Genomic DNA, 22209 nt, shown 5'->3' on the forward strand with positions numbered 1-22209 from the left:
TGCCCGGGCCGCACGCACGCGGCCCGGGCATTCAGTGCGCGATGGTCAGGACGCCGGTTCGAGATCCACGTCGTCGCGGCTGACGAACGCCACGCGGTGGCCGAGCTGGATTTCCACGTACTTCGCCTTGCCCTTCACGACCTTGTTGGTCGCGACGTCGAAGGACGCCGAGTAGTACTCCGAGCCGGTCAGGCCGCCGACCGAGTACTTCTGGCCCGCGCCGAGCTGATACGGCAGCGGCTTGAGCTCCTGCACCGGAATGTCCTTCGGGTACGCGCTGGCCTCCGGGTACGCGCTCCCGTAGACCGGCACGGTCGCCTTGCCCTCCTTGGGAGTCGCGACGAATCCGTCCGCCGGATACGCGGTGGGCGCGTCGGCCGGATTGCGGAACCAGCCCTTCTGTCCGAGGTACCAGATCGCGGTCCAGCCGTCCTTGGCGTCCGCGACGGCGTACTTCTGGCCGGTGGCGACGCGGCTGCCGATGTCCGAGACGTCCATTGTGGACGGGTCAGGTCCGTGCATGCCCGCGTCGGACAGCAGCGGCGCGGATTCGCTCGGCTCGGTGTGCAGCACGACCGACCCCGAACTCCGTTCCGGGCAAGGGTTTCCGGACCCGATCTTGTCGCAGCCGGTGAACACCGGGCGGTTCGCGGAGAACTCCGGGTCGATCATGACCAGCGCGGAATCCGGCGCGCCGTCGTGCTCCAGCGGGGCGCCGAGCAGGTCGAAGTAGTGCGCCCAGTCCCAGTACGGACCCGGGTCCCAGTGCATGCTCTTGATCTTGTCCGCGTTCGGGCCGGGCACGTTGTCGTGGCCGAGGATGTGCGCCCGGTCCAGCGGAACGCCGAAGCGGTGCGCGAGGTAGCGCACGAGCTTGGCGGACTGGCGGTACATCGCCTCGGTGAACCAGGTGCCCTGCGCGGCGAAGCCCTCGTGCTCGATGCCCAGGGATTTCTCGTTGAGATACCAGTTCCCGGCGTGCCAGCCGACGTCCTTGGTCGGCACGTGCTGGGCGACCTGGCCGTCCGAGGAGCGGACCGTGTAGTGCCACGCGGTCTGGCCCGGGGTCTGGGCCTGCTTCAGCACCGAGTCCCAGGTGCCCTCGGTGTCGTGGATGACGATGTAGTCGATCTTCTGGTCGTGCGGCCGGTCGGCCTGGTCGTAGTTGCCGTAGCTGTCGCCGATCTTCTGGAACGGCGCGGGCGCCGATTCGCAGGCCATCGACCTCGGGCACTCGGTGGCCGGCGGCTGTCCGGCGCGCAGCCCGAGACGGTCCGCCTGGGCGCGATCCGGGGTGACGCCGGGCGTCGCGGCGAGCTTAACGGCCTGGCCGTCGTCGGTCGTACGCGCGATGCCGCTGGTGATAGTGGCGAAGACCTCGTCGGCGAAGGTACGCGCGCCAGTGACGTCCTCGGAGCCGCTGTAACGCGCGACGGCTCCGTACCAGTCCTTCGCGTTGTCGCTTTTGACGCCCAGCTCTCGCTGGTACTCGGCCAACAGTGCCGCTCCGCCGCGGATGTTCGCTTCGGCGTCCGTATGCAGCTTCGCCGCGTCGGTGTGCAGCAGCTGGGCGGCCTTGTCGATGGTCTGGCTGCCGGGCCGGGGAGTCGGGGCTTCGAGGGCGCGCAGCCGCAAGGCCGGGCGAGAGTCGTCGCCGCGCGGGTCTTCGTCGGGATTGTCGAATTCGCTGGTGCGCAGCCCGGTGGTCCGGACGTCGGTGAGATGCATCGGCCCGTACCCGGCGGCGGCGCTGGGCGCGCCGGAGTGGGTGTCCCAGCGGGATTCCAGGTACGAAACGGCCAGCAGGACGTCCACCGGGACGCCGAATTCGGAGGACGCGTCAGCGAAGGCGCGCTGGCGGGCTTCATTGGCGGGCTGCGCGGAGGCGGGCACGGCGACCGCGACCAAGGCCAACAGCCCGGTGGTGGCAGCGGCCAGGCGCCACGGGAGGGAGCGGGGCATAGGAGGACTCCAGGAGTGAGATGCCTGTCTGTGCGGATCCAACCAGGTGCCGAGAGGAGTCGGGAGTGGTTTTCCGCCGGTTGGGTCCGAACGGGCACGCGGCGGCGCCCAGGCTGCGTGGCGCCTGGTCGAGGGGGTCGCCCGCGCCCTGGAACAAAGTGGCCGGTCAGCGGCTTCCGTCCCAGGATTCACCAGGTCCGGCGGACCCTCCTTGCGAAGCTGGCACTCACATGGCTAGAGTGCTAATCGAACGGCCCGGACACGCCCCGGCACCCGCGACGGCGGGGGTGGTATGAGCCGTAACCAGTCATCATGCCGACGCTTTCGACGACCGTGGAGGTCAACCCGGTGAGCGTGAACATCAAGCCGCTCGAGGACAAGATCGTTGTCCAGACGAGCGAGGCCGAGGAGACGACCGCTTCCGGCCTCGTCATCCCCGACACCGCCAAGGAGAAGCCCCAGGAGGGCAAGGTTCTGGCCGTGGGCCCGGGCCGCATCGACGACAAGGGCAACCGCGTTCCGCTGGACGTGGCTGTCGGCGACGTCGTCATCTACTCCAAGTACGGCGGCACCGAGGTCAAGTACAACGGCGAGGACTACCTGATCCTCTCCGCCCGCGACGTGCTGGCCGTCATCAACTGACGCGTCACTCGCAGCGCAAGGACGCCCCGGGCCCCGCTCATGCCGGGGTGCGGGGCGTTTTGCGTCGCACGACAACCGAAAGGTAAGCGGAAAGCGTTATGCCCAAGCAGATCAGTTTCGACGAGGACGCTCGTCGCGCGCTCGAGCGCGGGGTGAACAAGCTCGCCGACGCGGTCAAGGTCACCCTCGGCCCGCGCGGTCGCCACGTCGTCCTCGACAAGAAGTTCGGCGGCCCGACGATCACCCTCGACGGCGTCACCGTCGCGCGCGAGGTCGAGCTCGACGACCCGTTCGAGAACCTCGGCGCGCAGCTCGCCAAGAGCGTCGCCACCAAGACCAACGACGTCGCCGGCGACGGAACCACCACCGCCACGGTGCTGGCCCAGTCGCTGGTCAAGCACGGCCTGCGCAACGTCGCCGCCGGCGCCAACCCGACCGCGGTCGGCAAGGGCATCGAGGCGGCCGCGGAGAAGGTCGTCGAGGTCCTCAAGGCCAAGGCCACCCCGGTCAAGGGCCGTGACAACATCGCCCAGGTCGGCACCGTCACCTCGCGCGACGCGGCGATCGGCGCGCTGCTCGGCGAGGCCGTCGAGCGCGTGGGCGAGGACGGCGTGATCACCATCGAGGAGTCGTCCACGCTGGCGACCGACCTCGTGATCACCGAGGGCGTCCAGTTCGACAAGGGCTTCCTGTCGGCGCACTTCGCGACCAACCCGGAGGACCAGAAGGCGATCCTCGAGGACGCCTACATCCTGCTGCACCGCGAGAAGATCTCGGCGCTGGCCGACCTGCTCCCGGTGCTGGAGAAGGTCGTCGAGGCGAAGAAGCCGCTGCTGATCATCGCCGAGGACGTCGACGGCGAGGCGCTGTCCACCCTCGTGGTGAACTCGCTGCGCAAGACGATCACCGCGGTCGCGGTCAAGGCCCCGTTCTTCGGCGACCGCCGCAAGGCGTTCCTGGACGACCTGGCTGTCGTCACCGGCGGCGAGGTCATCTCCGCGGAGATCGGCCGCAAGCTGTCCGAGGTCGACCTCGGCTCGCTGGGCAAGGCCCGCCGGGTCGTCGTCACCAAGGACGACACGACGATCGTCGACGGCGCGGGCACCAAGGACGCCATCGCCGCGCGGACCGCGCAGATCCGCAAGGAGATCGAGACCACCGACTCCGACTGGGACCGCGAAAAGCTGCAGGAGCGGCTCGCGAAGCTCGGCGGCGGCGTGGCCGTGATCAAGGTCGGCGCGGCCACCGAGACCGAGCTGAACGAGCGCAAGCACCGCATCGAGGACGCCGTGGCTTCGACGAAGGCGGCCGTCGAGGAGGGCATCCTGCCCGGCGGTGGTTCGGCGCTGGTGCACGCGGTCAAGGAACTCGAGGGCGACCTCGGCCTGACCGGCGACGAGGCGACCGGCGTGCGCATCGTCCGCGACGCGCTCACCGCCCCGCTCTTCTGGATCGCGACGAACGCGGGCTACGAGGGCGCGGTCATCGTGAACAAGGTCCAGGAGCAGGGCTGGGGCCAGGGCTTCAACGCCGCCACCGGCGAACTGACCGACCTGATCGCGGGCGGCATCGTCGACCCGGTCAAGGTCACCCGCTCGGCCGTCGCGAACGCGGCGTCCATCGCCCGGCTGGTGCTGACCACGGAAAGCTCCGTGGTCGAGAAGCCGGCCGAGGAAGAGCCGGAGGCCGCTGGCCACGGGCACTCGCACTGACGCGGTTCGCTTTTCGGCGGGGCGGCACTTCCCTGGGGAGTGCCGCCCCGTTGCGCGTTGGCCTCCGCTCCGCGGCGCTGTGGACAGCTGCGGTCGAGGACGGGGTCCGGGCCGCGGTTCTTCCCTGTGGTTTTGATCGTGGTCGCGGCGACGCGGTCGCAGGCGACCAGGTGCCGTCCAAGATGAGGTGCGCGTCCCCCGTGGAGGGTGGGGGCCGGTCAGGCCGTGAAGCCGCCGTCCACCGTAATGGACGTCCCCGTCAGGTACCGGCCGTCCGGCCCGGCCAGATAAGCCACTGCCGCCGCGATGTCGGTCGGATTTCCGTAGTGCCCCAACGCGATATGCGCCAACTGGTCCCCGGAATGCGGACCGTCCGCCGGGTTCATTTCGGTGTCCGTCGAGCCTGGGTGGACCACCATCGCCGTGATGCCGCGCGGTCCCAGGTCGCGGGCCAGGCCCTTCGTCATCCCGGCCAGGGCCGACTTGCTCGCTGAGTACAGGCTCAATCCGACGAACGGCGAGCGCTCCGCCAAATCGCTGCCGATCGACACGATCCGGCCGCCCCGCTGCATGTGTTTGACCGCGGCCCGGGCCGCCACCAGCGGGGCCTTCACGTGGATCGCCAGGGTGCGGTCGATCGTTTCCGTGGTCAGGTCCTCGACCGGTGCCGCCGGGAAGACCCCGGCGTTGTTCACCAGCACGTCCAAAGCGCCCAGTTCGGCGGCCGTCCGGTCGACCGCGCTGGTCACGGCGTCCGCGTCGGCGGCGTCCGCCTGCAGGGCCAGGCCTCGCCGGCCCTGTTTTTCGATGGCCCCGACCACGTCCGCCGCCCGGTCCGCGGCGCGTTCGTAGGTGATCGCGACGTCCGCGCCGTCCTCGGCCAGCCGGAGTGCGATCGCGGCGCCGATCCCGCGGCTTCCGCCGGTGACCAGCGCGACCTTGCCGTCCAGGGTTCCCATGTCCCACCTCTTTCTGTAGTGATAGCTACATAAATAGCCGCGTACGATGGGCGGGGTCAAGATTTCTGTATCGCTCACTAAAGAAGGTGGTCCATGTCACCCCGCGGCCGCCCGCGCGCGTTCGACCGCGAGCACGCGCTCACGCAGGCCATGTTGGTCTTCTGGGAGCGCGGCTACGACGGTGCGTCGCTGGCGGAGCTGACCGAGGCGATGGGGATCAAGCCGCCGAGCCTGTACGCGGCCTTCGGAGACAAGGAAGCACTGTTCCGCGAAGCGATCGAGCACTACCAATCGGTGTACGGACGCCACACGATGCGCGCGCTGACCGAAGAGCCGACAGCGCGCGCGGCGGTTGAAGCGCTGCTTCGCGACAATGCTTGCGCGTACGTGGAACCAGGGCATCCCAAGGGGTGCATGGTCGTTCTGGCGGCTACCAACTGCACGCCAGCGAATGCGTCCGTGTGGAAGTTTCTCGCTGCTTCGCGCGACGAAGTGCGGAGCAGGCTGCGCGAGCGCCTTCGTCGTGGAGTGGAAGAAGGCGACCTCGCGGCCACTGTGGACATTGACGCGCTCAGCGCGCTGTACACGACTGTCTTTTATGGACTGACCCTGCAAGCGCGCGACGGCGTCAGCCTCGACTCGCTGATGGCCGTCATCGACCTCGCGCTCTCGCTGTGGCCCGAAAACGGCGGAGGGACGGCGTCCACTGTGGACACCGCCCCTTCCGCGCCGCGATGAAAGTCAGACGTGCGCCATGGTCAGCGCGCGTTTGTCCTGCTTGATGATGTGGTCTCGTTCCGATTCGGACAGCCCGCCCCAGATGCCGTAGGGCTCGTGCACGGCGAGCGCGTGCTTGCGGCACATCTCCAGCACCGGGCACGACAGGCAGATCGCCTTGGCCCTGGCCTCGCGCCGCGCCCTCGCCGGTCCCCGCTCTCCGTCCGGGTGGAAGAAGGATCCGCTGTCCATCCCCCGGCACGACCCCTCCAGCTGCCAGTCCCACATGTCTGCGTTGGGGCCGGGGAGCCTGCGCGTGTCTGCCATCCTGACCGCCTCCGTCATCCGGTCGATGCCATTAGCTGCTCTGCTGTGGTGCCGATACTCCATTCGGTGCAACGGCGGTAACGTTAGAAGCGCGCCAATAGTTGTTCAATAGATCGGCGGCGATTCAGCCGTTAGGCATCCCCCAGATGTGTGAGCAGGGCTTTTGGCTCGGGTTGCCGTTACCGCGAGCGGGCTGGATATTGACCGGGTGGGATCCGGATCAGGCGATGGAGAACCCACCCTGCCGGTGGCCTCGGTCGCCCGTCGGCTCGGTGTCGCGCCGTCCACCCTGCGTACTTGGGACCGCCGTTACGGCCTGGGTCCCAGTCGCCACACCGACGGCAGACATCGCCGCTACGGCAGCTCCGACATCGGCCGTCTCGAACTTATGCAGCGCGCGCTCCTTCGCGGCGCTTCTACGGCGGAGGCCGCGCGGTACGCGTTGGAGCAGATGCCGCGCGCGGACTTCGTGCCAGCACCGGCCGAACCTGCCGAGGCGACGGAGACGAAGGCGGCTGACGACGTCGAAGTCCCTTCGCGGCTCGCGCGTCGCCTGAGTACCGCTGCGTTGGCCATGGACGTCGGCGCGGTACAGCGAATGCTTGTCGACGCCATCAGCGAGCTAGGCGTGCTTCAGGCGTGGTCGGGCGTGATCGACCCGGTCCTCACCGCGCTCGGCGCGCGATGGCGAGGCGTGCACGCGGGTGCGGAAGTGGAGTACCTGCTCGCTGAGTGCGTGTACGCGGCCTTAGTGCGCGCGACGCCAGTCCTCGACCAGCCTCGCAACCAACGGCCGGTCCTGATCGCGTGCGTGCCCGATGAGCGGGACAACATGCCGGTGTACGCGCTCGCTGCGGCTCTCGCGGGTCGACGGATCGGCGCGCAACTCTTCGGCCTTGCGCTGCCGCAAGAAGTGCTGGCGGTAGCGGTGCGGCGAAGCGCGCCTGCCGCGGTGGTGCTGTGGGCGAATCGGGCGGACGCGGACCCGCGGCTCTTCGCGCGCGTGTCTCGCGGACGGCAGCGGACTCGGCTGTTCGCTTGCGGGCCTGGATGGGAGCCGGCGTTGTTGCCGCCGAAGGTCGAGCTGCTGGCGGATCTTTCCGCGGCGGCCGACCGCGTGGAGCACGTTCTTGTCGGTGCTCCACGCTAGAAAGGTCGGGTGGACGAAGAAGCTCTGACTGCCCTCGCGTTCGGCTCGGACGCCGGGTCGTCGGATCCGATACCTCGCGACGGCTCGCCAAGAGAGCGCCTCCTGGCGGCGATCGTGCTGGGCGCGCGCGGCCGGTACGCGGCGGCCGCGGACTTGCTCGACCCGCTTCGGCGCGGCCGGGATCCGCTGACGGCCTCGCTGGCGGCGAGCACGCTCGCGTCGCATCGGCGGCAGCTGGGCGCACACGTCGCGGCGCGGAAGCTGGACGGGGAAGCTCTGCTGAAGATCGGGCTGCGCGACGCCGGTGCGCCCGCACCGACCCCAGCGCGGGCCGCCAGCGGGGGAGCGGCACAGGAAGACCCGCACGGACTGGACCGCCAAGGCGCCCGAGCCGACGCCCTCCTCGGCCTGGCCGCCGACAACCTCGCCCTCGGCCGCATCTCCGCCGCCCGCCGCCTGGCCATCCGGGCCGCCCAGGCCGACCGCCGCTGGCGCGCGAATATTCGAGGCGGCTGGGTGGGCGCCGAGATCGAACTCGCCGACGGACACCCGGAAGCGGCCGTCGCTCCGGCCCGGCTGGCGTACGAGACCGCCGTCGCCCGTCACGCTCGGCGACACATCGTGAAGTCCGGCATCGTCCTCGGTGTCGCCCTGCTCGCCGCCGGACAGGACGGTGCGCGCGAACTCGTCCTCGCGGCCGCCGCGGACGCCGAAAAATATGAGCTGGATTCACTTAGTTGGGTGGCCACCCGCGTTGCCGCCGATCTGGACCCCGGCGGGGCAGAGGAGTATCGATTCAGGAGCCATCAGGTGTTGCACGCAGTGTTACGGCACGCGGATCCTTGCGTGATGCGCATCGCACACGAATCGCCGTGGGTGCCCGTCAGACCCGGGTAGGCCTGCGGGAACGCGCGTTCCGGCATCCGGGCTAAGAAACTTCAAAAAAAGCCACCGGATCGTGTCAAGGTTCGGGCTAAAGCGTCCGATAGGGGAAGTGGAATGTCACCCGGCTGCAGGAAGGAAACCCCGTGACGACGGTCTTGATCTGCGACGACCGACGCAGTGTCCGCGAAGGGCTCACCCGTGTGATGTCCGCGGTGCCTGGGGTCAGTCGCATCGACTGCGTAGCGCACGGTGACGAGCTGCTGGCCCGGTACACCCGTCAGCCGGTCGACGTCGTGCTGGTGGGAACGCAACGCGCGGTCCCGACGGGCGTCGAGGCCACCCGCCGGCTCGTCTCCGCGAACCCCCAGGCGAATGTCATCGTCTTCGGAGCCCCGGACGACGCGGGCAGCATCGCGGCCGCCATCGCCGGCGGAGCGCGCGGCTACCTGCGCTGGGACGCCTCGCGGCCCGAACTGGTCGCCGCGCTGGCGCACACCCTGGCCAGCACCTCGGTGCCCGCGCCGCGGCAGCCGTCCGACCCGGGCGTGCAGCTCACCGAGCGCGAGCTGCAGGTGCTGCGCGGCATGAGCCAGGGCAAGAGCAACGGCCAGATCGGCCGTGAGCTGTATCTCTCCGAGGACACGGTCAAGACGCACGCGCGGCGGCTGTTCCGCAAGCTCGGCGTCCGCGACCGCGCGCAGGCCGTGGCGCACGGCTTCCGCCGCGGCCTCGTGTCCTGATCGAGGACGAGCAAGCCAAAACGGGACTTCCGATCCGGTTCCCGCGGTGACGAACGGGCCAGGGCAGCAAGCCCTGGCCCGTACCTGTTGTCCTGGCCCCTGCTCTCGTGCCTCGCCCGCGTCCCCACCGCGTGACGGCACTGCCCCAGCCCGTCTGCCTGCGACAATCGCCGCCCGGCCGCCTCCGGCGCGCCGGTCACCACCTCTGGCGGTTGTCTGGTAGGACTCCGACGGTACGGTAGCTGTGACCGGCGCTGGACGGGGACGACCACGCGCCGGATTCTTTGCACGCCTACACGTAACGCTGGGACTGTTGTCTGCGATGGCCACTGTGGGGGATGGACTGGACGAGCCGGTCGCCGCCGCTGTCGAGGGAGACCCTCAGGCAGTCGAGCGATTGCTGGCCGCCATTCGTCCCCTTGTGGTGCGGTATTGCCGTGCCAGGGTTGGCAGGCAGGAGCGTTCGTTCGCTTCGGCAGACGACGTTGCGCAGGAGGTGTGTCTCGCGGTGCTTACGGCCTTGCCTTCGTACCGTGACCAGGGCCGCCCCTTCCTGGCGTTCGTCTACGGCATCGCCCAGCACAAGGTCGCCGACGCGCACCGCGCCGCGGCGCGCAACCGGGCGGAGCCGGTCGCCGAGATCCCCGACGAGATCGAGGGCGGCGTCGGCCCGGAGCAACGTGCCCTGCAGGGTGAGCTGAACGAGCGGATGGCGCAGTTGCTGCAGGTGCTGCCGGACAAACAGCGGGAAATCGTCGTTCTGCGGGTCGTGGTCGGACTGTCGGCGGAGGAGACGGCGGAAGCCGTCGGTTCCACGCCGGGCGCCGTCCGCGTCGCCCAGCACCGGGCGCTCGCCCGGCTGCGCAAGGTGCTTGCCGCCGAGGAGGTGATCTGAGTGACCGATCGCGAAGACCGGGACAGAGACCTGTCACCTTCCGCGCAGGCCAGCGGCCTGACCGGGTACGAAGCGGAAGCCGACGGCGACCTCACGGCCATCCAGGCCGACGACGCGCTCCTCGACGCGCTCGGCGGGACCGATCCGGCTGTCGCCGACGGGCTCGGAGACCAGGAACTGAACGCGCTGCTGCTCGCGTGGCGCCGCGACATCGACAGCGAGCCGCTCGCCGAGCTGGTCGACGTCGACACCGCGGTCACCACGGTGAAGACCGCCACGCTGGCGCGCAAATACCAAAGCCGCGGCCGGCGCCGCCGCTATCTCGTGCCGGTGGCCGCCGCGTGCGCCGCCGCCGCGATCGCCTTCACCGGCACCGGGCTCGCCGCCCGGGACGCCCAGCCCGGCGACACGCTGTGGGGCCTCACGAAGGTGCTCTACGCCGACCACGCCCGCTCCGTCGAGGCCGCCGCCGCGGCGAAGCTCGACCTGGAGAAGGCGAACCTGGCGCTGGCCGACAACCGGCTCGCGGACGCCCGGCGCGCGCTCGCCGACGCGCAGGCCGCGCTCACCCAGGTCACCGACGCGGACAACCGCAACCAGCTGCTGCAGCAGCACCGCGAACTGGCCGCCCAGCTCGGCCAGCCGACGGCTCCGCCCACCGGGCAGACGTCGTCGTCGCCCGCCGTCCCGCCGGTGCACGACCCGGTCAGCAGCGCGGCGCAGCCGCCCGGCCAGTCGACGTCGCTGCCCGGCACCGGCCACACGAACAACCCGCCGCCGGTCTCCTCGGTGACGCCGCTGCCGCCGGTCACGTCCACGCCGAGTTCGCCGCCGCCGTCGCCGAGCGCCACCCCGAACGATCCGGGCACGGGCAGCAGCCCGCGCAACGAGTCGTCGCAAGGGGTGCAGGCCCCGAACGGCACCAGCGGCTCCTAGGTTTCCCGAAGGTCCCGGCACGAACAGTGCCGGGACCTTTTTCGTACTCGACGGGGGAGGCACGGTGCTGGTTTTCGGAGAGCCCTACGAGACGTCTCAGGGGACGGTGCTGATCACGGTCGCCCGGCAAGGCCGCCGAGGCGGGCCGGGGCGCGCGGTCGGGCTGTACGCGATCAACAAGGACGGCGTGACGTGGACGCCGGCGGTCGATCAGGGCCGGATTTCGTTGATCGCCGTGTGCACCGGCTTCGTGGCGGCGGCGTTGTCGACGCTGGCCGTGGTGCGCCGTCCACCGTGGCCGGACCTGACCGAGCGAGCGATGATCGCCCAGGCCAGGAACGGGAAACCCCGGCCCTGACCCAGGCTGTCCACAAGTCGACATCCCTGTGGACAACCCTTGTGGACAACTCCGCGCACGCCAAGAAGGCCCTGGTGGCCAACCTCACCAGGACCTTCTTTTCACTGCTGGGGAACGCTCAGTACGCGCTTTCGTTCGCGGTGACCCCGTCCGCGAAACCGCGGCAGTAGTCCCAGCTCACGTAGTCGGTCGGGTTCGGGTCGAAGGCCGGCTCGTGCGGGCGCATCCGGCCGTCGGACAGGAGCTGCTCCAGACTCGCGCGCAGCAGCGTCCAGTCGTGGTAGTGGGGTTCGTCGCACTCACCGCAGTCGACCACGATGCCGCGAACCCCGCGAGGCTCCAGCAGGGCCTGGTACACGGCGAGGTCGGACAGGTCGGCCAGCAGCTCGGTGCGCTCGTCCGCGCTGATCGGCTCTTCGAGGTGGTCGTCGGGGTCGGGGATGGCCCGGGCCGGATCGTCCGGGTCGTCCGCGAACGGATCGGGGGGCAACACATCGTGCGGCACGGCCTGCACGCTACCCGCCGGGCCACCCGCCCGGGCCAGGGCCCCGGCCCGGATATCATGAGGGGAAGGCCCGACCACCCTCGGCCCACGCCAGGCACCGCTGCCCGCGACTCCAGCCCACTCCCGCCAGGAAGGCCCTTCGCCCCTCATGACCAGCGAAAGCATCACCCCCGCAGTGCCCAGCAAGTTCGCGATGCTCGGCTTGACCTTCGACGACGTGCTGCTGCTGCCCGCGGAATCGGACGTGGTGCCCAGCGCGGTGGACACGAGCACACAGCTCACCCGCAATATCAAGCTCAACGTTCCGCTGGTCTCCGCCGCGATGGACACGGTCACCGAGGCGCGGATGGCGATCGCCATGGCCCGCCAGGGCGGCATCGGCGTGCTGCAGCGCAACCTGCCGATCGAGGAACAGGCGGCGGCGGTCGAGGTCGTGAAGCGGTCCGAGGCGGGCATGGTCACCGACCCGGTCACCTGCTCCCCGGACGACACGCTCGCCGAAGTCGACGCGCTGTGCGCGCGGTTCCGGATCTCCGGCGTCCCGGTCACCGACGCCTCGGGCGCGCTCGTGGGCATCATCACCAACCGCGACATGCGGTTCGAGGTCGACCACACGCGCCTGGTGAGCGAGGTCATGACCCGGACGCCGCTGGTGACCGCGCAGGTCGGCGTCACCGCGGAGGCCGCGCTGGGGCTGTTGCGCAGGCACAAGATCGAGAAGCTGCCGATCGTCGACGGGGCGGGCAAGCTGCGCGGACTGATCACGGTCAAGGACTTCGTGAAGACCGACCAGTACCCGAAGGCCTCGAAGGACCCGGACGGCCGCCTCATCGTCGGCGCCGCGGTCGGCGTGGGTGCCGATGGCCATAAGCGCGCGATGGCGCTGGCCGAGGCGGGCGTGGACGTGTTGATGGTGGACACCGCGCACGGCCACTCGCGGGCGGTCATCGACGCGGTGCGGCTGCTGAAGAAGGAACTCGGCGAGACCGTGGACATCGTCGGCGGGAACGTCGCCACCCGGGCCGGAGCCCAGGCGCTGGTCGACGCCGGTGCGGACGGGGTGAAGGTCGGCGTCGGACCGGGCTCGATCTGCACCACGCGCGTCGTTGCGGGGGTCGGGGTGCCGCAGATCTCCGCGATCTACGAGGCGGACCTGGCCTGTCGTCCGGCGGGCATCCCGGTGATCGGCGACGGCGGCATCCAGTACTCCGGCGACATCGCGAAGGCCATCGCGGCGGGTGCGTCCACCGTCATGCTGGGCAGCCTGCTCGCGGGCACCGCGGAGTCGCCGGGCGACCTGATCCTGGTCAACGGCAAGCAGTTCAAGGTCTACCGCGGCATGGGCTCGCTGGGCGCGATGCAGTCGCGCGGCGAGGCGAAGTCGTACTCCAAGGACCGCTACGCGCAAGACGACGTGCTCTCCGACGACAAGCTGGTGCCGGAGGGCATCGAAGGCCGCATCCCGTTCCGCGGGCCGCTGTCGAACGTGGTCCACCAGTTGATCGGCGGGCTGCGTTCGGGCATGGGCTTCACCGGGGCGCGCACGATCGCGGAACTGCAGGAGCGGCAGCTGGTCCGGATCACCGCGGCCGGGCTGAAGGAAAGCCACCCGCACGACATCACCATGACGGTCGAGGCACCGAACTACACGACCCGCTGATCGACCCGGTTCGCCCGCTCCGTCTTGCCGCCACCCTGGATCTCCAATCGACGGCGAGGGGAGCGGGCGAATGCGCTTCCCGGACAGCTTCGCTCAGGAATCCGTGCTGCGGACCGATTCCACCGCGCGCGTCTCGTTCTGAGCGCGGTTCCACCCGAGCAGCAGCAACGGCGTCGCCAGCATCAACGCGCCCGCCAGCCCGAGCGCGCCGCGCGTGCCCAGCCACGCCGCCACCAAGCCCCACAACAGCGTCAGCCCGGCGGTGCTGGCGCTGCCGCTGATCCGCCATGCGGACAGCATCCGGCTCACGTAGCCGTCTTCGGTTTCCTCGAGCCGGTACGTCGCGAGGACTGTGTTGTACGCCGCCGCGCAGACGATCAGGCCGAACTCCACCGCCATCACCCAGAACAGCCCGCCGATGCCGGGCGGCACGAACGCCAGGAGCACGACCCAGCAGGTCCGGATCGTGGCGAGGATCGGCAGCAACCGCACCCGGCCGTAACGCGGCACCAGCCGGCGCGCGAGCCGGGAACCGACCAGGCCGCCGAGACACGGGACGCCGAACGCGAGCCCGTACTGCCAGGTCGGCAGACCGAGTTCGCCGAGCAGCAGCACCGCGAGCACCGGTGCGGTGGCCATGATCAGGCCGTTGACCAGGCAGGAGTTGAGGAACAGCATCCGCAGCCGGGCGTGCCGGAAGAGGTAGCGCCAGCCTTCGACCAGGTCGGCGGCGCGGAAGGCGGCGGGGCGGGCTGGTTGCGGCTCGCGGGTGCGGATCGTCGAGAGGGAGAGGGCCGACAGCAGGTAGCTGACGGCGTCCAGGAGCACCGTGGCCAGCGGGCCGAAGAACCCGATCGCCGCGCCACCCGCTGGCGGGCCGAGCGCGGTCGCGGTCCAGAGCGTGGTCTCGAACCGGCCGTTGGCGATGAGCAGGTCTGGACCAGTCGCGAGTGATTTCAGATACGCGCCGCTCGCCGAGGTGAACGCGATGTTCGCCGCGGCCACGACCACCGACACCGCCACGAGCTGGGCAAACGTCAGCAGGTCGAGCAGGTACGCGGGCAGCAGCGTGAGCAGCGCGGCGAAGCGGATGAGGTCCATGGCGACCAGCACCGGTCGTTTTCGCCGGAATTCGACCCACGGGCCGAGCGGGAGGGCGGCCAGCGAGCCCGCCGCCAGCCCGGCTCCACCCAGCAACGACACCTGCGCGGCACTGCTGCGCAGCACTCGCACCGCGACGATCGAGAAGGCATCGAGGGCGAAGTAAGTGCCCGCGATGCTGACCGCATAGGCCAGCCACAGCCGGTGAAAGTCCTTGCCCAGCGCCAAATCCGTCCCCCTCGTTCAGCCGGGCAGCCAACCATCCGCCCGCGCCGGTGGCAAACAACCGCGCGCACAACCGGTGGTTGTCGCCACCGCAACGGTCCCCCGCGCGCAGGTCACCCGCGCCGACTCGCGACAATGGACCGCGAAGGCGGCAGGCGCGAGAAGGGACATCACGTGCGGGATCTGGTCGAGATCGGCATGGGCCGCACCGCGCGGCGGGCGTATGACCTCGATGACGTGGAGATCGTGCCGTCGCGGCGGACGCGGTCGTCGTCGGTGGTGTCCACTGCCTGGCAGATCGACGCGTACCGGTTCGACTTGCCGCTGGTCACCCACCCGACGGACGCGATCGTGTCGCCGGGCACCGCGGTGGCGATCGGCGAGCTGGGCGGCCTCGGCGTGCTCAACGCCGAAGGGCTGTGGGCCCGGCACTCGAACGTCGAGGAGGCGATCTTCCGCCTCGTCCGCGCGGCCGAGGACAGCGACGACCCGACCGCGGTCGTGCGCGAGCTGCAGGAACTGCACTCCGCGCCGGTCCGGCTCGACCTGCTGACCGAGGCGATCAAGACGGTCCGCGAATCCGGCGTGACGGTGGCCGCGCGGGTGAGCCCGCAGCACGCCGCCGAGCTGACGCCGGACCTGATCGCCGCGGGCGTCGAGATCCTGGTCGTGCAGGGCACGATCATCTCCGCCGAGCACGTGCAGCGCGACGCGGAACCGCTCAACCTCAAGGAGTTCATCGGCCGCCTCGACGTGCCGGTGATCGCGGGCGGTGTGAGCGACTACCGCACGGCCATGCACCTGATGCGCACCGGCGCGGCGGGCGTCATCGTCGGCCACGGCTACACCGAGGGCGTCACCAGCACCGACCGCGTGCTCGGCATCGGCACCCCGATGGCGACGGCGATCGTGGACGCGGCCGCCGCCCGCCGCGACTACCTCGACGAGACCGGCGGCCGCTACGTGCACGTCCTCGCCGACGGCGGCATCACGACCTCGGGCGACATCGCGAAGGCGATCGCCTGCGGCGCGGACGCGGTCATGCTCGGCGCCCCGCTGGCGACCGCGTCGGACGCCCCGGGCCAGGGCCTGTACTGGACCGCCGCGGCGGCCCACCCGTCGCTGCCGCGCTCCCGCGTGGTGGCCGGCCCGGACTCGGACTACGCGGTGGACCTGAAGACGCTGCTGTTCGGCCCGTCCTCGGACGCGGAGGGCGTGGTGAACCTGTTCGGCGCGCTGCGCCGCGCGATGGCGAAGACCGGGTACTCGGACCTGAAGGAGTTCCAGCGCGTCGGGCTGACCGTGCGCGGCTGAAGCCCCAGTTGTCCGTGAAGGACTCCTTGAGGGAATTTGATTCCCTCAAGGAGCCCTTCACGGACTTTGCCCAGGTGGTGTAACTCGTCAGTAACTTACCTCTGGTCTGGCGGGCGCCGGAGGGTTACCCTCTTATCTGTGACTGCCAGTAACACCACCACCGCGCGGCAAGAACCCGACTACGACGTCCTCGTGGTCGGTTCCGGGTTCGGCGGCAGCGTCGCGGCGTTGCGGCTGACCGAGAAGGGCTACCGCGTCGCGGTGGTCGAGGCGGGCCGGAGGTTCGCCGACGACGAGTTCGCCAAGACGTCCTGGGATCTCAAGCGCTACCTGTGGGCGCCGCAGCTCGGCTGTTACGGCATCCAGCGCATCCACATGCTCAACGACGTGATGGTGCTGGCCGGCGCGGGCGTCGGCGGCGGTTCGCTGGTCTACGCGAACACGCTGTACCGGCCGCTCAAGCCGTTCTACCAGGACCGGCAGTGGGCGCACATCACCGACTGGGAAAGCGAACTCGCGCCGCATTACGACCAGGCCAGCCGCATGCTCGGCGTCGTCACGAACCCGACGATCACGCCGTCCGACGTGGTGATGCGGGACGTCGCGAAGAAGATGGGCGTCGAGGATTCGTTCCATCCGACGCCGGTCGGGGTGTATTTCGGCAAACCGGGCGAGACGGTGAAGGACCCGTATTTCGGCGGGGCCGGACCGGATCGGGTCGGATGCACCGAATGCGGTTCGTGCATGACCGGTTGCCGCGTCGGCGCGAAGAACACGCTGGTGAAGAACTACCTGTACCTCGCGGAAAAGGACGGCGCGCAGGTCATTCCGCTGACCACGGTCACGTCGGTGCGCCCGCACGGCGGCGGTTACGAGATCACTCTGCAAAAGACCGGCACCCGTTCACGGCAGTTCCGGACGACGGTCACCGCGTCGCAGGTGGTGTTCGCCGCGGGCACCTGGGGAACGCAGAACCTGTTGCACCGCATGAAGGACACGGCCGCGCTGCCGAAGTTGTCGCAGCGGCTCGGGGAATTGACGCGGACGAATTCCGAAGCCATTATCGGCGCGGCCCGGACCGCGGTGGACCCCCAGCAGGACTTCAGCCGCGGGGTCGCGATCACCTCGTCGATTCATCCGGACGAGAACACGCACATCGAACCGGTGCGTTACGGCAAGGGCAGCAATGCGATGAGCCTGCTGCAAACCGTGGCCACCGACGGGTCTTCGAAAGTTCCGCGCTGGCGGCAGGCGCTCGCTTTCCTGGTCAAACACCCGGTGCAGTCGGCGAAACTGCTGAACGCGTACCGGTGGAGCGAGCGCACGGTCATTCTGCTGGTGATGCAGAGCCTCGACAATTCCATCACCACCTACACGCGGCGCGGCCTGTTCGGACGGCGGAAGTACACGTCGAAACAGGGCCACGGCGAGCCGAACCCGAGCTTCATCCCGGCCGGGCACGAGGCGAACGTCCTTACCGCGGAACGGATCGGCGGCATGCCGGGCGGCACCTGGGGCGAGGTCTTCGACATCCCGCTCACCGCGCACTTCATCGGCGGCGTGCCGATCGGCGACAGCGCCGACACCGGCGTGATCGACCCCTACCACCGGGTTTACGGCTATCCCGGACTGTCCGTTGTGGACGGTTCGGCGATCACCGCGAACCTCGGGGTGAACCCGTCGCTCACCATCGCCGCGCAGGCCGAGCGCGCGTTCTCGTTCTGGCCCAACAAGGGCGAGACCGACCAGCGGCCGGACCAGAGCGCCGGATATGCCCGGATGGAGCCGGTCGCGCCGAAAAACCCGGCGGTTCCGGCGAACGCGCCCGCCGCACTGCGTCGCTGACCTAAGATCGTCCGGTGACTACCGCGGCGCTGGACCGGATCCGGGAACTGCACGACGAGTGGGTGCGAATCGCCGAGGCCATGCCGGCCTCGGCGTTCGGGGAGCCGAGCGCGCTGCCCGGCTGGACGCGCGCGCATCTGCTCACCCATCTCGCGCGCAACGCCGACGCCCTCGGCAACCTGCTGACCTGGGCCGAAACTGGGGTCGAACGGCCGATGTACGGCCCCGGCAACGCCCGCGACGACGAGATCGAGGCCGGTGCCGGCCGTGCTCCGGCGGAGATCGTGGCCGACCTGGCGGCGTCCGGGAAGCGGCTGACCGACCACGCCGCACGGCTGTCGGACGAGGCCTGGGCAGCACCCATCCGGCACCGGCACGGCGGTGAGCTGACCGGCGCGGACGTGCTCACGCTGCGGCTGTCCGAGACCACGATCCACCTCGTCGACCTCGACGCCGGCCACGATTTCGACAGCGCCACCGCGTTGCTCGGAGACCATCTCGACGCGGTGGTCGCGACGCTGATCCGGATGTGCCCGCGTCCGCTGCCCTCGTTCCTTCTCACCGATGGCGTCCGCACCTGGAAACTCGGCGAGGGCGGCGACCTCGTCACCGGTACGCCGGGCACGGTCCTGGCCTGGCTGACCGGCCGCGGCGACGCGTCGGCGCTTTCCGGGCCGGTGCCGGACATGGCCCCGCTGCTCTGATTCAGCTGGCTTTCCGTGCGCGCAGACCAGGCGCGCACCCCCCTTTCGGGGCATTGCCGACCGTGCTTTTCGCAACCGACCCGTGGTCTGAGGCGTCTGAATGAACATGACAGTCGGGAGAAGGACGTTCTTGCGCGCCGCCGGGTTGACGGCGGTCGGCGCGGTGGCCGCGGCCTGCACGGCGAAACCGGGACCGACGGTGCCGCAGACCAGCCCGACGACGAGAGCGTCCGTACCGCCGAGCACCAGCGCGAAGCCGTCCGGGCCGCCGGACTGGAACGCGTTGCGCGGCAAGCTCTCCGGCGACCTCGTGCTGCCCGGGGACGGCGGTTTCGCCACCGCGAAGCGGGCTTTCAATCCGCTTTTCGACGGACGTAACCCCGCGGCGGTAGCGAAATGCGTGAAGCCGGAGGACGTGCAGGCCTGCGTCGAAGCGGCCGGCGGCCGGGTCCCGCTCGCCGCGCGCAGCGGCGGGCACAGCTATGCCGGGTATTCCGCGCCGGACGGCGGGCTGGTCATCGACGTCGGCGGCATGGCCGGCGTGGACGTCCAGGGCGACCAGGTGGTGATCGGCGCGGGTGCGAAACTCGGCGACGTCTATGCGGAACTGGCGAAAGCGGGTCGCTGCCTGCCCGCGGGTTCGTGCCCGACTGTCGGCATCGCCGGGCTCGCGCTCGGCGGCGGAATCGGCGTACTGACCCGCAAATACGGCCTGACCTGCGATCGGCTGCAGTCCGCGCAGATCGTCACGCCGGACGGCAAACTGCGCACGGTGAGCGCGCAAGCGGACGACGACCTGTTCTGGGCGCTGCGCGGCGGCGGGGGCGGAAACTTCGGCGTGGTCACATCGTTTACCTTCACGACGGTGGAAGCGCCGACCGTCACGGTGTTCTCGCTGAAATTCCCGTCCGGTTCGGCGGGCGACGTGGTCGACGCGTGGCAGCGCTGGCTGCCGAGCGCTCCACCCGAATTGTGGTCGAACTGCGTGGTTTCCGGCGGTCCGAACGGGTCCTGCCGGGTCGGCGGCGCGTACGTAGGCAATTCAGCGGGTTTGACGTCGGCGCTCAGCGGATTTTCGGTGACGCCGTCCAGCCGCACGATGAAAACCCTCGGCTACGGCGCGGCGATGAACTACTTCTCCGGCAGTTCCGAGCGGCAGACATTCGTGGCGTCGTCGCGCATCATCACCGACCCGGTCGACGGCGGGAAGATCGCCGATCTCGCTTCCGGGCACAAGGGAATGGACCTGCTGATCGACGGCCTCGGCGGCGCGGTGGGCCAAATCGCGCCTACTGCGACGGCATTCCCGCACCGGAAAGCACTGGCGAGCATTCAGGTTTACGCCCCGGCCACGGCGAGCAGCCAGGACAGTGCGCGCAAGTCAGTGTCCACTGTGGTCGCCGGGCTGGCGGACGCGGGCGCACGCGGCGGCTACGTGAACTACATCGACCCGGACCTGCCGGATTGGAAGTCGGCCTACTACGGCGATAATGCCGCTCGACTGGACCAGGTGGCGAAGAAATACGACCCCAATGGGGTTTTCAAGTTCGCTCAATCGGCCTGAGGTGGGGGCCAGACGTAACGCACGTCTGGCTCGCCCTCTTCATTTCGCTGCCCGTCGGTGTATTCGACCGCGGCGAAACCGTGGCGGCGGTAAAACCGTTGCGCTGGCTCGTTGATCTGGAACGTCCAGAGAGTCAACCCGTCGGGGCGCAACTGTTTGGCCAAGTCGACCAGTCGGTCGCCGATTCCGTGCCCGCGCCGCGGAGGGTCGAGATAAAGCTGCGACAGCTCCGCACCCTCGAGCACGAGCAGACCGACCACGGTGGACTCGACGACCGCGACCCAGGTTTCCTGTTGCGGCACGACGATATTCGCGAACCACCAGCGCACCGCCTCGTCGTCATGGGCGCGGCGGACTGTCGGCAGCGCGGCGGAGAACGACCGGAGCCACACGTCGGCGAGGTCGCGTGCGTCAGCGGCCGTTGCCCGGCGCAGGTCCACTGTGGTCAGAGGTCGACTCCGGTGAAGACCGTGACCCGTTCCTCGGTCAGGTCGTTCATCGCCGACAGCACGCCTTCCCGGCCGACGCCGGAACCCTTCACGCCGCCATAGGGCATTTGGTCCGCGCGGTACGACGGCACGTCGCCGATGATCACGCCGCCGACTTCCAATTCCGCCGACGCGTGGAACGCCAGCTGCACGTCACTGGTGAACACCCCGGCCTGCAGCCCATAAGCGGACGCGTTCACCGAAGCGAAAGCCTCGTCCACGCCGTCCACAATGGACACTGCCAGCACCGGTCCGAAGATTTCCTCCGACCAGGCCTTGGCCTCCGCGGGCACGTCGGTCAGCAGGGTCGGCGCAACCGTGGCGCCCGAACGGGTTCCGCCGGTCAGCACCCGCGCGCCACCGGCCACCGCTTCGTCGACCCACGCGATGATCCGTTCCGCGGCTGCCTCGTCGACGACCGGGCCTACGTCGGTGTTGCGGTCATACGGGTCGCCGGTCTGCTGCGCCTCTACGGCCTCGGTCAGCGCGGGCACGAACTCCTCCGCGATCGCCGCGTCCACGATCACCCGCTGCACCGCGATGCACGACTGGCCCGCCTGGTAGTTCCCGAACGTCGCGATCCGCTGCGCGGCGCCCTCGACGTCCGGCCAGTCCCGCAGCACGACCGCCGCGGCGTTGCCGCCCAGTTCGAGCACGACGTGCTTGCGCGCCGCCGCGTCCGCGATCGACCAGCCGACCGGGCCTGAACCGGTGAACGACACGACCGGCAGCCGCGGGTCGGCAACGAGTGCCTGAGTCTCTTCGTTTCCCAGCGGCAGCACGGAAAACGCGCCCTCCGGCAGGTCGGTCTCGGCGAGCAGTTCGCCGAGCACCAGCGAAGACAACGGGGTGCGCGGCGCGGGCTTGACGATGATCGGTGCCCCGACCGCCAGCGCGGGCGCGACCTTGTGCGCCACCAGGTTCAGCGGGAAGTTGAACGGCGCGATCCCGAGCACCGGTCCGCGCGGCACCCGGCGGGTCAGCGCGAGCCGGGCGTCGCCGGACGGGTCGGCGTCGAGGCGCTGCACGTCGCCGCTGAACCGGCGCGCCTCCTCGGCCGCGATCCGGAACACCGACACCGCGCGCTTCACCTCGGCCTCGGCCCACTTCAGCGGTTTGCCGTTCTCGGCCGTGATCACCTCGGCGAGTTCCTCGGCCCGCAGCGCGATCCCGCGCGAAACGTGCTCCAGCGCGGCCGCGCGCTGATGCGCGGGGGTGCGCCGGAACTCCTTCGCGACCGCGGCCGCCGCGGCCACCGCCCGTTCCACCTGGTCAGCGCCGGGCACCGCGACCGTCGCCACTTCGCTGCCGTCGAACGGGTGGTGCACCACGAGGGTGCTCGCGCCCTGCTCAGCCTGCCCGGCGATCCACGCGGCCCGCGGCTGTGGGGTGATCGTGTCCATGGGCTCAAGGTATTAGGGAGCGCCAGGCCCGGCACGCCGGACTCGGTCCTTCGATTGTGGCGTCTGTCCCGGTGCCGGGATGACATTTGTCGGGGGTCTCCGGCATTCGTCCGGCAT

General features: G+C 69.9%; 21 protein-coding genes. 14 read left to right on the top strand and 7 right to left on the bottom strand.

The features are described 5' to 3' along the window. Positions 1-45: 45 nt before the first annotated feature. The gene (locus tag SSMG_RS02305; protein WP_009072406.1) at positions 46-1962 is read right to left on the bottom strand and encodes an N-acetylmuramoyl-L-alanine amidase; all 1917 of its coding nucleotides are present in this window, start codon (positions 1960-1962) and stop codon (positions 46-48) included. A gap of 312 nt (positions 1963-2274) precedes the next feature. Between SSMG_RS02305 and groES the strand changes: the two genes are divergently transcribed. Both groES and groL read left to right on the top strand, forming a co-directional pair. Continuing rightward, positions 2275-2604 (top strand): co-chaperone GroES, encoded by a 330-nt coding sequence (gene groES / locus SSMG_RS02310; protein WP_020662728.1) that lies wholly within the window; start codon positions 2275-2277, stop codon positions 2602-2604. A 98-nt stretch (positions 2605-2702) separates the two neighbouring features. Further along, a complete protein-coding gene (gene groL / locus SSMG_RS02315; RefSeq protein ID WP_009072409.1) occupies positions 2703-4316 on the top strand; it encodes a chaperonin GroEL in 1614 nt (537 codons plus the stop codon). Positions 4317-4534: 218 nt separating this feature from the next. On the opposite strand, the gene SSMG_RS02320 is transcribed toward groL, so the two are convergent. Beyond that, complete coding sequence (locus SSMG_RS02320; RefSeq protein WP_009072413.1) at positions 4535-5275, bottom strand: SDR family NAD(P)-dependent oxidoreductase; 741 nt, start codon at positions 5273-5275, stop codon at positions 4535-4537. Positions 5276-5368: 93 nt separating this feature from the next. Here SSMG_RS02320 and SSMG_RS02325 point away from each other — a divergent pair, with 93 nt between their 5' ends. Further along, a complete protein-coding gene (locus SSMG_RS02325) occupies positions 5369-6013 on the top strand; it encodes a TetR/AcrR family transcriptional regulator (RefSeq protein WP_009072415.1) in 645 nt (214 codons plus the stop codon). 3 nt (positions 6014-6016) lie between these two features. On the opposite strand, the gene SSMG_RS02330 is transcribed toward SSMG_RS02325, so the two are convergent. Next, positions 6017-6319 carry a WhiB family transcriptional regulator gene (locus SSMG_RS02330; protein WP_037716465.1) on the bottom strand — a complete coding sequence of 101 codons (303 nt, stop codon included), beginning with the start codon at positions 6317-6319 and terminating at the stop codon, positions 6017-6019. Between the two features lie 247 nt (positions 6320-6566). Here SSMG_RS02330 and SSMG_RS02335 point away from each other — a divergent pair, with 247 nt between their 5' ends. From SSMG_RS02335 to SSMG_RS02360, 6 genes are all read left to right on the top strand, one after another. Next, the gene (locus SSMG_RS02335; protein ID WP_009072418.1) at positions 6567-7469 is read left to right on the top strand and encodes a MerR family transcriptional regulator; all 903 of its coding nucleotides are present in this window, start codon (positions 6567-6569) and stop codon (positions 7467-7469) included. A gap of 9 nt (positions 7470-7478) precedes the next feature. Beyond that, complete coding sequence (locus SSMG_RS02340) at positions 7479-8366, top strand: hypothetical protein (protein ID WP_009072420.1); 888 nt, start codon at positions 7479-7481, stop codon at positions 8364-8366. A gap of 131 nt (positions 8367-8497) precedes the next feature. Continuing rightward, the gene (locus SSMG_RS02345; RefSeq protein WP_020662719.1) at positions 8498-9094 is read left to right on the top strand and encodes a response regulator transcription factor; all 597 of its coding nucleotides are present in this window, start codon (positions 8498-8500) and stop codon (positions 9092-9094) included. 322 nt (positions 9095-9416) lie between these two features. Then, positions 9417-9989, top strand: a complete 573-nt coding sequence (locus SSMG_RS02350; protein ID WP_009072423.1) for a sigma-70 family RNA polymerase sigma factor — start codon at positions 9417-9419, stop codon at positions 9987-9989. Beyond that, on the top strand, positions 9990-10925 hold the full coding sequence (locus SSMG_RS02355) for an anti-sigma-D factor RsdA (RefSeq protein WP_009072425.1): 936 nt from the start codon (positions 9990-9992) through the stop codon (positions 10923-10925). A gap of 64 nt (positions 10926-10989) precedes the next feature. Next, a complete protein-coding gene (locus tag SSMG_RS02360; protein ID WP_009072426.1) occupies positions 10990-11283 on the top strand; it encodes a hypothetical protein in 294 nt (97 codons plus the stop codon). A gap of 118 nt (positions 11284-11401) precedes the next feature. On the opposite strand, the gene SSMG_RS02365 is transcribed toward SSMG_RS02360, so the two are convergent. Beyond that, positions 11402-11788 carry a DUF5319 domain-containing protein gene (locus tag SSMG_RS02365; RefSeq protein ID WP_199785759.1) on the bottom strand — a complete coding sequence of 129 codons (387 nt, stop codon included), beginning with the start codon at positions 11786-11788 and terminating at the stop codon, positions 11402-11404. Positions 11789-11936: 148 nt separating this feature from the next. Here SSMG_RS02365 and guaB point away from each other — a divergent pair, with 148 nt between their 5' ends. Continuing rightward, complete coding sequence (guaB, locus tag SSMG_RS02370) at positions 11937-13448, top strand: IMP dehydrogenase (RefSeq protein ID WP_009072432.1); 1512 nt, start codon at positions 11937-11939, stop codon at positions 13446-13448. 93 nt (positions 13449-13541) lie between these two features. Here guaB and SSMG_RS02375 read toward each other — a convergent pair whose 3' ends face one another. Beyond that, entirely contained in the window at positions 13542-14777 is a 1236-nt protein-coding gene (locus SSMG_RS02375; RefSeq protein WP_009072436.1) for an MFS transporter, read from the bottom strand. Between the two features lie 132 nt (positions 14778-14909). Between SSMG_RS02375 and SSMG_RS02380 the strand changes: the two genes are divergently transcribed. The 4 genes from SSMG_RS02380 to SSMG_RS02395 all read left to right on the top strand — a co-directional run bounded on the left by SSMG_RS02380 (position 14910) and on the right by SSMG_RS02395 (position 20201). Then, complete coding sequence (locus SSMG_RS02380) at positions 14910-16088, top strand: GuaB3 family IMP dehydrogenase-related protein (RefSeq protein WP_009072438.1); 1179 nt, start codon at positions 14910-14912, stop codon at positions 16086-16088. Positions 16089-16226: 138 nt separating this feature from the next. Next, the gene (locus SSMG_RS02385; RefSeq protein ID WP_009072439.1) at positions 16227-17933 is read left to right on the top strand and encodes a GMC oxidoreductase; all 1707 of its coding nucleotides are present in this window, start codon (positions 16227-16229) and stop codon (positions 17931-17933) included. Positions 17934-17947: 14 nt separating this feature from the next. Continuing rightward, a complete protein-coding gene (locus tag SSMG_RS02390; protein ID WP_009072440.1) occupies positions 17948-18637 on the top strand; it encodes a maleylpyruvate isomerase family mycothiol-dependent enzyme in 690 nt (229 codons plus the stop codon). A 100-nt stretch (positions 18638-18737) separates the two neighbouring features. Continuing rightward, the gene (locus tag SSMG_RS02395; protein ID WP_009072441.1) at positions 18738-20201 is read left to right on the top strand and encodes an FAD-binding oxidoreductase; all 1464 of its coding nucleotides are present in this window, start codon (positions 18738-18740) and stop codon (positions 20199-20201) included. Here SSMG_RS02395 and SSMG_RS02400 read toward each other — a convergent pair. Both SSMG_RS02400 and SSMG_RS02405 read right to left on the bottom strand, forming a co-directional pair. Next, positions 20189-20641, bottom strand: coding sequence for a GNAT family N-acetyltransferase (locus SSMG_RS02400; protein WP_234392797.1), 453 nt, complete (start codon positions 20639-20641; stop codon positions 20189-20191). The two genes, SSMG_RS02395 and SSMG_RS02400, sit on opposite strands and share 13 nt — an antisense overlap. Positions 20642-20646: 5 nt before the next feature. Further along, the gene (locus SSMG_RS02405) at positions 20647-22092 is read right to left on the bottom strand and encodes an aldehyde dehydrogenase family protein (protein WP_009072445.1); all 1446 of its coding nucleotides are present in this window, start codon (positions 22090-22092) and stop codon (positions 20647-20649) included. Positions 22093-22209 lie beyond the last annotated feature (117 nt).

Origin of the sequence: Streptomyces sp. AA4, assembly GCF_000158875.1 — a bacterium.
In the GTDB taxonomy this organism is placed as follows: domain Bacteria; phylum Actinomycetota; class Actinomycetes; order Mycobacteriales; family Pseudonocardiaceae; genus Amycolatopsis.